The sequence below is a fragment of the Yeosuana sp. genome (assembly GCF_057126245.1).
On the sequence record NZ_DBNGMQ010000063.1, the window covers coordinates 38,342 to 52,335 of the forward strand.

The 13,994-nt window shown below is 32.5% G+C and carries 12 protein-coding genes and 1 pseudogene; 9 read left to right on the forward strand and 4 right to left on the reverse strand.

Features of this window, described 5'->3' with window-relative positions; genetic code table 11:
- Positions 1-36: 36 nt before the first annotated feature.
- Both AC15TD_RS07595 and AC15TD_RS07600 read left to right on the forward strand, forming a co-directional pair.
- Positions 37-591 (forward strand): sigma-70 family RNA polymerase sigma factor, encoded by a 555-nt coding sequence (locus AC15TD_RS07595; RefSeq protein WP_484451538.1) that lies wholly within the window; start codon positions 37-39, stop codon positions 589-591.
- Between the two features lie 2 nt (positions 592-593).
- Positions 594-866, forward strand: coding sequence for a hypothetical protein (locus tag AC15TD_RS07600; RefSeq protein ID WP_484451539.1), 273 nt, complete (start codon positions 594-596; stop codon positions 864-866).
- On the opposite strand, the gene AC15TD_RS07605 is transcribed toward AC15TD_RS07600, so the two are convergent.
- Entirely contained in the window at positions 853-1,677 is an 825-nt protein-coding gene (locus tag AC15TD_RS07605) for a UbiA prenyltransferase family protein (RefSeq protein ID WP_484451540.1), read from the reverse strand. The two genes, AC15TD_RS07600 and AC15TD_RS07605, sit on opposite strands and share 14 nt — an antisense overlap.
- Before the next feature lie 116 nt (positions 1,678-1,793).
- Here AC15TD_RS07605 and gcvP point away from each other — a divergent pair, with 116 nt between their 5' ends.
- From gcvP to AC15TD_RS07625, 4 genes are all read left to right on the forward strand, one after another.
- Positions 1,794-4,643: an aminomethyl-transferring glycine dehydrogenase gene (gene gcvP / locus AC15TD_RS07610; RefSeq protein ID WP_484451541.1), complete on the forward strand. Its 2,850-nt coding sequence runs from the start codon at positions 1,794-1,796 to the stop codon at positions 4,641-4,643.
- A gap of 101 nt (positions 4,644-4,744) precedes the next feature.
- A complete protein-coding gene (locus tag AC15TD_RS07615; protein ID WP_484451542.1) occupies positions 4,745-5,803 on the forward strand; it encodes a 3-oxoacyl-ACP synthase III family protein in 1,059 nt (352 codons plus the stop codon).
- Positions 5,804-5,862: 59 nt separating this feature from the next.
- Complete coding sequence (locus AC15TD_RS07620; protein ID WP_484451581.1) at positions 5,863-6,390, forward strand: class I SAM-dependent methyltransferase; 528 nt, start codon at positions 5,863-5,865, stop codon at positions 6,388-6,390.
- Positions 6,391-6,448: 58 nt separating this feature from the next.
- On the forward strand, positions 6,449-7,297 hold the full coding sequence (locus AC15TD_RS07625; protein WP_484451543.1) for a glycosyltransferase family 2 protein: 849 nt from the start codon (positions 6,449-6,451) through the stop codon (positions 7,295-7,297).
- On the opposite strand, the pseudogene AC15TD_RS07630 reads toward AC15TD_RS07625, so the two are convergent.
- A pseudogene (locus tag AC15TD_RS07630) lies at positions 7,290-8,099 on the reverse strand (DNA/RNA non-specific endonuclease). The gene AC15TD_RS07625 and the pseudogene AC15TD_RS07630 sit on opposite strands and share 8 nt — an antisense overlap.
- A 9-nt stretch (positions 8,100-8,108) precedes the next feature.
- Positions 8,109-9,776, reverse strand: a complete 1,668-nt coding sequence (gene pafA / locus AC15TD_RS07635; protein ID WP_484451544.1) for an alkaline phosphatase PafA — start codon at positions 9,774-9,776, stop codon at positions 8,109-8,111.
- 111 nt (positions 9,777-9,887) lie between these two features.
- Between pafA and AC15TD_RS07640 the strand changes: the two genes are divergently transcribed.
- From AC15TD_RS07640 to AC15TD_RS07650, 3 genes are all read left to right on the forward strand, one after another.
- Positions 9,888-10,625 carry an MlaE family ABC transporter permease gene (locus AC15TD_RS07640; RefSeq protein ID WP_484451545.1) on the forward strand — a complete coding sequence of 246 codons (738 nt, stop codon included), beginning with the start codon at positions 9,888-9,890 and terminating at the stop codon, positions 10,623-10,625.
- Positions 10,625-11,392 carry an ABC transporter ATP-binding protein gene (locus AC15TD_RS07645; protein ID WP_484451546.1) on the forward strand — a complete coding sequence of 256 codons (768 nt, stop codon included), beginning with the start codon at positions 10,625-10,627 and terminating at the stop codon, positions 11,390-11,392. The genes AC15TD_RS07640 and AC15TD_RS07645 overlap by 1 nt, the downstream gene beginning before the upstream one ends.
- A 277-nt stretch (positions 11,393-11,669) precedes the next feature.
- Positions 11,670-12,812: a N(5)-(carboxyethyl)ornithine synthase gene (locus AC15TD_RS07650; RefSeq protein ID WP_484451547.1), complete on the forward strand. Its 1,143-nt coding sequence runs from the start codon at positions 11,670-11,672 to the stop codon at positions 12,810-12,812.
- Positions 12,813-12,850: 38 nt separating this feature from the next.
- Here the strand turns inward: AC15TD_RS07650 and AC15TD_RS07655 are convergent, their stop codons facing one another.
- The gene (locus AC15TD_RS07655; RefSeq protein WP_484451548.1) at positions 12,851-13,942 is read right to left on the reverse strand and encodes an SGNH/GDSL hydrolase family protein; all 1,092 of its coding nucleotides are present in this window, start codon (positions 13,940-13,942) and stop codon (positions 12,851-12,853) included.
- Positions 13,943-13,994 lie beyond the last annotated feature (52 nt).

Consider the following 13,994-nt stretch of genomic DNA (forward strand, 5'->3'; position numbering starts at 1 on the left):
TTACATTATTTTTGATAGCAAATATCAAAATCACATATGTCTGAACACCTTTTAAACCCTAATAAATGGATAGATTTATATGCCGATTACTTATTTAATTACACCATAACTCGTGTAAATGACAAGGAAATAGCGCAGGATTTAATACAAGAAACCTTTCTGGCAGGATTAAAGTCAATGAAAAATTTTAAAGGAGAAGCTAGTGAGCGCACTTGGCTTATTTCAATTTTAAAACGAAAAATTATTGATTATTATCGTAAAATAAATTCTAATAAAGGTAAAGCTGAAGTTAGAATAAATTATAATAGCGATACTGAAACTGAAGGTGACTGGCTTGAGGAACAAGTAGCCGATCCTTTTGATAAAACAGCTGAAGATACCTTACAAAATGAAGAGCTTAGTAAAGCTATTCACAATTGCTTATCTAAATTACCAGAAAAGCAAGCAGAAGTTTTTAGAATGAAAACCATTAAAGGCTATGAAACTGAAGTAATTTGTAATGAACTAAATATAACTGCGTCTAACCTTTGGGTAATCATACATCGAGCTAGAACGGCTATGGCTGCCTGTCTTGAAAAAAATTGGTTCTAATTATGAGTAGTAAAATTAAAGTTGGCATTCCTTGTAATGAAGCAAATCTTGTATGTGATAAATCGCAGTATAATGAATGTTCTTTTTGGGAGAAACTAAAACTTAGCATTCACCTCTTGCGCTGCAAACATTGTAGAAAATATTCTAAAAAAAACGCAAAACTTTCGTCGGCTATAACAAATTCAAAAGTAACTTGTATGGATAAAAGTGATAGAGAATGCTTGAAAAAAGATTTTGAAAAAGCACTAAATAAGAATAATCTTAAACAAGAATAAGATATAATAAGAGCCATAAAATTGGTAAGCCTTCCACCCAAAATGAACAGTAGTATTTCCCTTGCTCTTTTTTAGAAAATAACACAAACAACATAGATATAATTACTATAATAAAGGAAACCATAATCTGTTTATCTCTTAAAAAATCAAGATAGACGAAGATTACACCTAATAAAACTCCCATAATTTTAGTTCCATTAACACCTAATTTCTGAGGAATAGTAGCTAATTTCAAGCTGTCATATTGCAAGTCTCTTATTTCAAAAGGTAACATTAAAATAATTACAAAAATATATCGCTGAACTCCCATTATCATAACATCGGCATTTACATAATACCCATTATTCAACAGCGGAAGAAACACGGTAACGCCACTCCATACCAAAGCAATCACATATACTTTTAAACCTGCGATGTTTCTTAAGTTGTTTTGTTCATCCAAAAAAAACTTACGAGAGGAAAAAGGTACAGCATATAAAAACGTTATTATTGCAAAAATCCCAATGTATATAATTGAATTTTTGTTAAGCTTAAACCCATAGTAACACATCAAAATAAAGCATAAAAACGAAAAAACCTGAATCAATTTCAACCATCTTGTTAAACTTCGATGATGAAATTTTGCCATCCCAAAAAACTTAACAAAATTATATCCGGTTATGGATGCATAAAATATAAAATAAAGGACATTAGCGTCATAGGAAATATTAAAATCCATAAGCGTAATCCATGCTATAGAAAATACGGCTAAAGCCACATGAATACTGCTATTGATATAAAAATTTAAAATCCGTCTTAATACATTCACCATACAAAAGTAATCAAAGTGTTAATAAAGCAATTAAATGGTTAAAAACTTTCATTTTAATTAACTAAAAAGGGCTTTTAATTATGTAATTTTGCCGATAAAATCTCAAAAATATTTCTATGAATACAAACGCTTTTGCACTGCGTCATATAGGTCCAAGAGAGAAAGATCAAAATCTTATGTTAAAAGCCATTGGTTTAGACTCTTTAGATCAATTAATTTATGAAACCATTCCAGATGATATTCGTTTAAAAAAAGGGCTACAATTAGATGAACCCATGACGGAGCATGAATATTTACTTCATATTCATGAGTTGTCTAAAAAAAACAAAGCTTATAAAACATATATAGGTTTAGGATATCACCCTACAGTCATGCCTGCCGTTATTCAGAGAAATATTCTTGAAAATCCAGGATGGTATACCGCTTACACGCCATATCAAGCTGAAATTGCACAAGGTCGATTAGAGGCATTATTGAATTTCCAAACCATGATTACTGACTTAACAGGAATGGAAATTGCTAATGCGTCGCTTTTAGATGAAAGTACTGCAGCTGCAGAGGCCATGAGTTTGATGTTTGCAGTAAGAGAACGCGAGCAAAAGAAAAATAACGTTAATAAGTTTTTTGTTTCCGAAAATATATTACCACAAACATTATCATTACTTGAAACGAGATCTACTCCAATAGGAATTGAATTGGTAGTTGGTAACGAAAGTACATTTGACCTTTCATCAGAATTTTTTGGAGCTATTTTACAGTACCCAGGGAAAGATGGTCAAACAACTGATATTAAAACCTTTATAACGAAAGCTAATGAGTCTCAAATTAAAGTCGCAGTAGCTGCTGATATTTTGAGCTTAGTAAAATTAGAAGCACCTGGAAAATTTGGTGCCGATGTAGTTTTAGGAACCACACAACGCTTTGGTATCCCAATGGGTTATGGTGGTCCACATGCTGCTTATTTTGCAACTAAAGAAGCTTATAAACGTGATTTACCTGGCAGAATTATTGGGGTCACAAAAGACACTAATGGCAAGAGAGCTTTGAGAATGGCTTTACAAACACGTGAACAACATATTAAACGTGATAAGGCAACATCAAACATTTGTACAGCCCAAGTATTATTGGCTGTTATGGCTAGTATGTACGCTGTTTATCATGGTCCAAAAGGATTAAAATTTATAGCTAACAAGGTTCATAATACAGCATCTACACTTTCAAATATCTTAACTCAATTAGGCTTTAATCAGGTTAATAACTCGTTTTTTGATACCATTCAAATAAAGACGGATTCTAAAAAAATTAAAAAAATCGCTAAAGAGAAAAAAGTTAATTTCTTTTATCCGGATAAGGAAACTGTGACTATTTCTATCAATGAAACAACATCTGTTAGAGATTTAAATTATATTATTTCTGTTTTTGCTAAAGCGGCCAACAAAGATGCTATTAAAATAGCATCAATTTCTGAATCAAATAATATTTCTCAAACGGTACAAAGAAACTCAGACTTTTTAACGCTTGATGTTTTTAACAAATATCATTCTGAAACAGAGTTAATGCGTTATATAAAAATGCTTGAGCGTAAAGATTTATCATTAAATCATTCTATGATTTCTTTGGGTTCATGTACGATGAAATTAAATGCTGCTTCGGAAATGTTACCGTTAAGTTGGTTTAAATGGGGTAATATTCACCCGTTTGCACCTTTAAAACAAGCTAAAGGCTATTCAGCAGTTTTAAAAGAATTAGAAGATCAATTAACCGAAATCACTGGTTTTGCAGCTACCTCATTACAACCTAATTCTGGTGCGCAAGGCGAATATGCAGGTCTTATGGTTATTAAAGCATATCATGAGTCCAATGGGGAGGAACATCGAAATATTTGTTTAATTCCGTCTTCGGCACATGGAACCAATCCTGCAAGTGCTGTTATGGCTGGGATGAAAGTAGTTGTTACAAAATCTACTGCTGAAGGTAATATAGACGTAGATGATTTACGTGAAAAAGCTGAATTACATAAAGATAATTTATCTGCAATTATGGTAACGTATCCATCTACTCATGGTGTTTATGAATCTGCCATAAAAGAGGTTACTAAAATCATACATGATAATGGCGGCCAAGTCTATATGGATGGCGCCAACATGAACGCTCAAGTTGGGTTAACAAACCCAGGTAATATTGGTGCTGATGTTTGTCATTTAAATTTACATAAAACCTTTGCGATTCCACACGGTGGTGGTGGACCAGGGGTTGGCCCTATTTGTGTTGCTAAACAATTGGTTCCATTCTTACCTGGAAATCCGCTGATAAAAACAGGGGGCGAAAAAGCCATTTCAGCGATATCTGCAGCTCCTTTTGGATCTGCATTGGCTTGCTTAATTTCTTATGGTTACATTAAAATGCTTGGAGCTGAAGGATTAACGGAATCTACCAAAATAGCTATTTTAAATGCTAATTATATTAAACACCGTTTACAAGGTAGCTTTGATACTTTATACTCTGGAGAATGTGGAAGAGCAGCTCACGAAATGATTGTTGACTGCAGACCTTTTAAAACTAATGGTATTGAAGTGACTGATATTGCTAAACGCCTCATGGATTATGGGTTTCATGCACCCACAGTATCCTTTCCAGTTGCTGGAACCCTAATGATTGAGCCTACAGAAAGTGAAAGTAAAGAAGAAATGGATCGTTTTTGTGATGCTATGATTTCGATTAAAAAAGAAATTGATGAAGTTTCGAAAGATGATCTTCATAATGTTTTAAAAAACGCACCTCATACTTTAGAGATGGTAACCTCAGATGAGTGGCTATTTCCTTACTCGAGAGAAGCTGCTGCATTTCCGTTAGACTATGTAAAAGAGAACAAGTTTTGGCCTACTGTAAGACGTGTGGATGATGCTTATGGAGACAGGAATTTAATATGTACCTGTGCTCCAATTGAAGCCTATATGGACGCATAATTACGATGATGAACGTCGTAAAATTTTATACATTTTAATTGACCTTAAATTTTAAGTAAGTACTTTTGTTACATACTAAATTAAAGTCATAATTTTTATTTATGAATATTAAAATTACTGGTACTGGAAGCTATATTCCAGATATCATTGAAAAAAACGAAAGTTTTAATCAAAATACTTTTTTAAACACAGATGGCACACCTATTAATAGTGAAAACACTGTTATCATTGAGAAATTTAAAAATATCACAGGAATTTCTGAAAGGCGCTATGCAAAAGAACATTTAAATTCATCCGATTTAGGTTTTTTTGCTGCTGAAAAAGCGATTAGTGATGCAAAAATAGACCCTGAAACGATAGACTATATTATTGTTGCTCATAATTTTGGAGACGTTAAACATAATACAATTCAAAGTGATATGTTACCAGCATTATCATCCAGAATTAAGCACCGTCTAGGTATTAAAAATCCTAAATGCGTGGCTTATGATATCCTTTTTGGATGTCCTGGTTGGATTGAATCGGTTATTCAAGCTAAAGCGTTTATAATAGCTGGAATGGCAAAGCGTTGTTTAGTTATTGGAAATGAAACATTATCAAGAGTAATAGACAAATATGATAGAGATGCGATGATATTCTCAGATGGTGCAGGTGCAGCTATTGTTGAAGCAACAGATGAGGAAGGGGGTATTTTGGCACACGAAACAGCTACTTATACTTATGATGAAGCTTACTATTTATACTTTGGAAATTCTAATAATCAAGAATTAGATAGAGATACGCGTTATATAAAAATGGCTGGTCGTAAAATTTACGAATTTGGACTCAATTATGTACCCCAGGCCATGAAAACATGTTTGGATAATAGCGGTGTGGATATCAAAGATGTAAAGAAGATTTTTATACATCAAGCTAATGAAAAAATGGATGAAGCTATTTTAAAACGTTTTTACAGACTTTACAAAACTAAAATCCCAGATAACATTATGCCTATGAGTATCCAAAAGTTAGGAAATAGTTCAGTTGCAACAGTTCCTACACTTTTTGATTTAGTAAGGAATAACAAATTAGAAAACCACAGCTTAAATAAAGGTGATGTCATTATATTTGCAAGCGTTGGCTCAGGAATGAGTATCAATGCTTTAACTTATAAATATTAATGACTAAACATTTCCATTTAAATGGAAATATATAAATCATCTCATTTTTGGGAAGAAATATGTACGAGAAAAGCTATCCGAATAAACGTTACAAACATACTATAGAATTTTTAAAAACGCATGTTTCTAATTCTGAATCTATTTTAGATTTAGGCGTTCAAAATCCATTTTCAGAAATTTTAAAATCTGAAGGTTTTAGCGTAGAAAACACCCAAGGAGAAGATCTAGATATTGATTCGACTTCTATCGAAAGTTCTAAAGCCGATGTAGTGACTGCCTTTGAAATTTTCGAACATCTATTATCACCTTTCACGGTTTTAAAGTCTATTAAATCCAATAAATTAGTAGCAAGTATTCCGCTTAGATTATGGTTTTCATCGGCCTATAGAAGCAAAACTGATATGTGGGACAGACACTATCATGAGTTTGAAGACTGGCAATTTGATTGGTTGTTAGAGAAAGCTGGTTGGAAAATTTTAGCACGCCAAAAATGGACCAACCCAACAAAGAAAATAGGGATTAGACCTCTACTTAGATGGTTTACGCCTCGGTATTACATTGTGTACGCAGAACGTATCAATAATTAAATTCTAAACTAAAAAATATAGAAAATAAGTTCTAACTTTGAGTATTAAACTTAAGAATTTGAATTTCTATATAGTCATACCTGCACACAACGAACAAGATTCTATAGCCCTTACACTAGACTCATTAGTTCATCAAACCATATTACCTAAACGGCTAATTGTTGTAAATGATAATTCAACTGATAATACACAAGATATTGTAGAGAGCTATAGTACTAAATATCCTTGGATTCGACTTATAAATTCTAAATCTTCTAACGAACATTTACCGGGATCAAAAATTATCAATGCGTTTTATAAAGGATTTGAAATTTTGGATAATGATTATGATGTAATTTGCAAGTTTGATGCCGATCTAATTTTTCCTAATAATTATTTAGAGCAGATTGGCATACACTTTGAAAATAATGAACGTCTAGGAATGGCTTCTGGTTTTTGTTACATTGAAAAAAACAATAAATGGGTTATTGAAAACCTAACGAGAAAAGATCATATTCGGGGTGCATTAAAAGCCTATCGTAGAGATTGCTTTGTTGAAATAGGAAAACTGAAACCCTCTATGGGATGGGACACCATTGATGAGCTACTAGCTAAGTACTATAAATGGGAGATTTTAACCGATTCTTCCCTTCACGTAAAACATTTAAAACCTACTGGAATTAGTTACAATAAAGCTTCAAAATATTTACAAGGAGAGGCTATGTACAAAATGCGTTATAAATTTATAATCACATTTATTTCTGCTTTAAAACTAGCCTACAAAAAGAAAAAATTTTCCTTATTTAAAGATTATATCGCCGGATATTTCAAGGCAAAAAAGAATAAAACATCTTATCTAGTTACTGAAGAGCAAGGTGAATTTATAAGAAGATTACGCTGGAAAGGCATGTTGAATAAATTCAATTAAGATTCCAGTTTTTATAATTGCTTGAAGATTCCAATTTGTTTTCTAAAGCATTATCTAACTCAGAAAAAAAATCTATTCCAGTTAATTTTTCAATTTCATCGACAGAAACGACAAACTTATATAACGGCTTGCCAGAATTTTCATGAGGCATTAAAAAAGCAATCATTTTTATCGCTCCGTTATTATCGTCTAAAATGATCTTGTAAAACTGCTTGGGTACAGCGACACGCTCCTCGCCTATTGTTGGTAACCCATTTTGTAAGACGCCTCCTGTAACTACAAAAACGCCGTCATATTTATTGGCCCAATACCTCACTTTCTGTTCTAACGTATTCCAGATGCCTGCATTAAATTCGTGCTCCTAAGGTGAAATATTACTTGTTAAAAAAGTTTCATTATAAGCCCCAATACTATAGGATCTATCTCCTGCCGGGCATAAATGTCCACGATCATATCCTGAGTTTTTGTAATTCCTCCAGTGAGCCGCACCTGTTTTAATAGCCTTATCAATTTCAAAATAAGGCCTATCAAAATTATTATTCGATAACTGCGATTTCTTTAATTCGTAAGCAACCCACTCGGCCTGCTCATGAGGTTCACTATAAGATAACGAATAACTTTCATGATGGATTATTTGACCCGATGTACTTGCAGGTAAAAAATATTTGTTAGTATTTGCTTTAAGACTTCTGCCTTCTGATACGATTTCAGCCTTTTCTGATTCTTTCAGAAAATGCTCATATCCATAAACACCTAAAACAACTATAATTGTTATTACAGAGTATAATGTTCTTTTATTCAAATTAAAAAACTATTCTAAGACAAACTCTAGAGGATTTCCTGTTATAGAGCTATTAGGATAAGCAACTCCTAATAAAGCAGATATCGTTGGTGAAATATCGCTCACTACAGTTTTCTGTAAGGTTGTACCATGAGCTATACCTTTTCCAAAAAACAGCAAAGGAACATGTGTATCGTAGTTATAACCCGTTCCATGAGTTGTTCCAGTTTTACGGTAAGAAATATAGCCTGGTTTTCCAACAAGTAATATGTCTCCAGAGCGCTTTTGATTAAATCCGTTTTGTAATAGATGTTCTATCCCGTCAGAAAATGATGTCTGATTCATTGCTATAGCCGTGTACACTTTATAAATATCTTCATAATTTATAACCTCACTGGCGATAGCTTCTTCAACATCATCAACGTTTAAGCCTAAAGACTTAATGGTACTTTTATTTAAAAAAATTTGATCGTTACTAATATTTTCAATTAAATCACTACTGCCAAACGTTGCTTTTAGAAATTGCTTTAATTGCTCTCTAGAAGATTTATTATTAAGATATCCTGCTGGAATCTTTACTATTTCTAAATACGACGGCACATTAACGGCCCCATGATCTGCTGTTAAAAACACTGTATATTCACCTTTACCTACTTGTTGATCCAGTGCTTTGAATAAACGCTCAAGGTCTAAATCAAGACGTAAATAAGCATCTTCAGTTTCTTTCGAATTCACTCCAAAATTATGACCAATATAATCAGGACTAGAAAAACTTACTGTAAGAACATCGGTTATATTATCCTGACCTAATTGCTCTCCTTGAATAGCTGCTATTGCAAAATCGGCAACAAAACTGTTTCCATAAGGAGTTGATTTTAAAATATCAAATCCACCATTCTTATCTTTTAAAGCAGCTAAATCATATGGAAAAGTTGCTGTTTCTTTTCCTTTAAAACCATCTTCAAAATTATTTAAATCACTTCCGCTCTCGGTATAGGTATTTATATCATAAAGCGTATTCCAATCCTTTAAATAAGATTCAACGATATTCGATTCATTAAAAGCTTTTACCCATTTTGGTAATTCTTTTATATAAAAACTACTGGAAATAAAAACACCTTCATTTTTTCCATGAAACCAATAAGCCGCGTCGGCCGTATGGCCCGCTGGTAATATCGCCCCTCTGTCTTTTATAGAAATACCAATGGTTTTTCCTTTCATATGTGTGAATAACTTATTCTCATCTGCAAAAGTAGTTGCAACCATTCTGCGTGGTGACATTTTACCTGCATCATCGGTTGTTCCTATAGATTCGACATTATTATCACCTGCGCAATAGACAAACTCCTTTGTGATTTTATCATACCAATCGTTAGCAATAATGCCATGATATCTCGGCGTCGTTCCTGTGAAAATTGAGGCATGTCCAGGTCCTGTTTTTGTTGGTATATAATTAAAATGATGGTTTTTACAATTGAACCCTTCATTCATCATCCGTTTAAAACCGCCTTCGCTGTATTTGTTATAAAAACGTGTTAAATAATCGTAACGCATTTGGTCTACCACAATACCTACAACTAATTTTGGTCGTTCAATTAAACTACTTTTATGACTAGTTTGGTTAGTTTTTAAATTATTTTGAGCGTTACATGAACTGCCTAAAATAATAAATGCAATAAGAGCAAATAAATGTTTCATTTTTTTGTTTGTATTAGATTTTTCAAAAATACTGATTTTAAAACATCATAATTTAAAATTAAAGTTAAATACCTCTAACTTTTTTTTACTTTAGCACTAACAAATTTAAGTATGACATACCTTAGTTATATAGGCACCTATTTTTTAATGATAGTAGAAATGTTTCGTAAACCTACCAAATGGTCGGTAATGAAACAATTAATATTAAAGGATATTGACGATTTAATTATTGGCTCATTAGGTATTGTTGCCTTTATATCGTTTTTTGTGGGTGGTGTTGTTACAATTCAAACAGCCTTAAATATTAGCAATCCACTTATTCCTAAATCCTTGGTTGGTTTTGCAACAAGACAATCCATTATTTTAGAATTTGCACCAACATTCATGTCCATAATCATGGCTGGTAAAGTGGGCTCGTTTATAACCTCAAGTATTGGAACTATGAGAGTAACCGAGCAAATAGACGCTTTAGAAGTTATGGGAATTAACTCTTTAAATTATCTGGTATTTCCTAAGTTTATAGCCTTAACGCTTTATCCATTTGTTATTTCTATTGCTATGTTTTTAGGGATTCTTGGAGGTATGGCAGCCTGTGTTTATGGTGGTTTTAGTTCACTTGAAGATTATATTATTGGTATTCAAATGGATTTTATTACATTTCATATTACTTATGCATTTATAAAAACCTTCGTTTTTGCCTTTATATTGGCCACGATTCCTTCCTATCATGGGTTTTATATGAAAGGTGGCGCCCTTGAAGTTGGAAAAGCTAGTACAACATCATTCGTGTGGACAAGTGTAGTTATTATTCTTATTAATTATATTTTAACCCAAATGTTGTTGAGCTAATGATAGAAGTAAAAAACATACATAAATCGTTTTCTGGAGTTGAAGTGTTAAAAGGTATTAGCACTACTTTTGAAAAGGGTAAAACTAATTTAATTATTGGCCAGAGTGGCTCAGGAAAAACCGTTTTTATAAAATGTCTTTTAGGATTATTTGAATATGAAGAAGGTTGTATTTCTTATGACGGAAAAATATTTTCTGAATTAAGTGAGGACCAGAAAAGAAATTTACGTGGGGAAATAGGTATGGTTTTTCAAGGAAGTGCCTTGTTTGATTCTATGACCATTGCTGAGAACGTGATGTTTCCTTTGAGAATGTTCACCAAACAAAGCAAAAGCGAAATGGAAGATCGCGTCGATTTTGTATTAAAACGTGTTAATTTAATTGATGCTCATAATAAAATGCCGAGTGAAGCTTCTGGAGGCATGCAAAAACGTGTTGCCATCGCAAGAGCTATTGTGAATAAACCAAAGTATTTATTTTGTGATGAACCTAACTCAGGATTAGATCCAAAAACGGCCATCATCATTGATAATTTAATTCAAGAAATCACTGATGAGTATGATATTACAACCGTGATTAATTCGCATGACATGAACTCTGTTATGGAAATTGGCGAAAAGATTATATTTTTAAAAGATGGATTAAAAGCATGGGAAGGCTCAAAAGATACTATTTTTAAAACTGATAACGACGTAGTAACTGATTTTGTATATTCATCTGAGCTCATGAAAAAAGTTCGCCAAATGTATATTGAAGAGAAGGAGTAATGTTTTGTTTTAAGTTAAAATATTTTTAAAAATTGATTTAAGCCAGATTATATATTATTTTTTAGCTAAGAATTACCTGAATAACCCGCTAATTCTTAAACAAATAGCCTATCTTTAACAATGGATATTTGTCCGTTGATTTAATTTAACTTTCTACGCAACTCTAGTTGTCAACTTAATGACTGATTACTAGAAGAAAAATCCAAAAAAAAATTCAATCTGACGCTTTGCTTAATTCATTAATCTGTGATTCGTTTTAATTCAAAAATAGAATCATATGGCTTTATTAAAAATGGGGGTTATTGGAACCTCAAAAAAAGAAGACGAAAGACGCGTACCTATTCATCCTGAACATTTAAAAAGACTTCCAGAACATATACGAAGACAACTTATTTTTGAAGAAGGGTATGGCAAACCTTTTAACATTGAAGATGAAGAAATTATAGAACTTACCGGGGGCATGGCAACTCGTAGTGAAATATTATCAGACATCGGATCTGTTATTATAGCAAAACCTATCCTCGCTGATTTAAAAGAACTTAAAACTGGCGGTATTTTATGGGGATATCCCCATTGCGCCCAACAAATGCAGATTACTCAAACAGCAATTGATAAAAAATTAACCTTAATAGCTTTTGAAGATATGTATGTCTGGAATCCGAACGGACAAATTGGTAGGCATACATTTTACAAAAATAATGAAATGGCTGGATATTGTGCCGTTATTCATGCACTACAACTAAAGGGAATAGATGGTCATTATGGAAATCAAAGGAAAGCCATTATATTCAGTTTTGGAGCTGTTAGCAGAGGTGCTATCTACGCATTAAAAGCACATGGTTTTAGAGACATTACCATATGTATTCAAAGGCCAGATCATGAAGTACGTGAAGAAGTTTTGGACGTTCATTATACACGAGTTAGAAAGGGAAACGAAAACGAGCCAAGACTTGTTTTAGTGGAGCACGACGGGTCTGAACGGTCTCTATTGGATTTAATTCATGAGTCTGAAATCATCATCAATGGAACCTATCAAGACGTGGATGACCCCATTAACTATGTAAACGAAGATGAAAAAGCAATGCTTAAACCAGGCACCTTAATTATTGATGTAAGCTGTGATGAAGGTATGGGTTTTTATTTTGCTAAGCCCACTACATTTAAAAACCCAATCATACCTATTGATAACATTGATTATTATGCGGTAGACCACACACCTAGTTATTTTTGGGAAAGTGCTTCAAGATCTCTTTCAGCAGCCATGATTGTTCATTTACCATCAGTAATTGCGGGTTATGAAGGTTGGCAGGAAAATAAAACTATTAAAAACGCGATTAATATTGATAAAGGAGTAATCGTAAAAGATACAATTTTGAGATTCCAAAACCGAAAAACACCCTATCCACATCAAATTATATAGCTGGTATATTTCTAAAATATTATGTAGTAATTTTTAGATTACCAATCTATATTGTTATTAATAAATTGAATTAAACTATTAGCAATTTCTTCCTGCTCTTTTACCGAAGGATGTCCGTTAGTTTCTTTAAAAGGTATGAAATGGGTATAAATATTATTATCATTTAAATTTGCAACTCCTTTTTTAATAAAATTGATCCATTTTGAATCTTCTTTGGCAGCATCCATATTACCGAGAATACATATAATCTTAGACTTGGGGTAATGGCTTCTTATGTCATCTACAAATTGTTGATACGCTTCAATAAAATATGTATCATTTGGTACTTTAGTGCCAAATCGCTCTTTAAACTCATTTGAATCATTCATGTTAACTAACCAAGAGTCATTTTGAAATAGGTTAATCACAACAATATCAGGAGAGTATAAAGAAAAATCCCATCTACTATTTTTATCCGTGGGAATCAATCTATCATACATTTCAGGCATCGTTAAGGGAAACCAGCTAATGGTTATACCAATGCCGCTTCTACAAATGCATTGATATTTTAATTGAAAGTGTCTAGCTGTGATGGCGGCATAACTTAAATAGTTGTTGGTATAAGTACTATCTGGTAAATCTCTCCCCGACGTATCTTCAACAGCATAACCTGCAGTAATAGAATTTCCATAAAATTCTATTTTTCTCTTATAAGGTAAAGGCATGGGTAAAATCTTCGCGCCTCTTTTTATTTGAAATCCGTAAAAAGATGTTTTTCCTCTATCCCATTCAGTTCGTTTAAAAATTTCAATGGTATGTTTTCCTTTTGGCAGTTTTGAGGCTAGTTGATAGTATTGCTTTGTTGTATCAGGTCGGAAAATATAAAGACTATCATTATCAATAATAACATTGTAATAATTATCTCCTTTTTCATCCTCAAGCAATGCCGATATAGACTCACCTTCAAAATTAAATTTTATTGAAGACCCCGACCAATAAAGATTAACGCCTTTAACTGTTGATGAATCTATTCTACCTGAATAGTCAATTTGTGAATTTGAATAATCTACAAATAAGTCTTGTTTAGTTGAACACCTAAAGAAAAGACTTAACGAAATTAGAAAAAGAATTTTTCTATAAAATATTCTCATTTTTTTAAAAAGTAAAATACTTTTCTATAAAATTATTTTAATTGATGTTTCT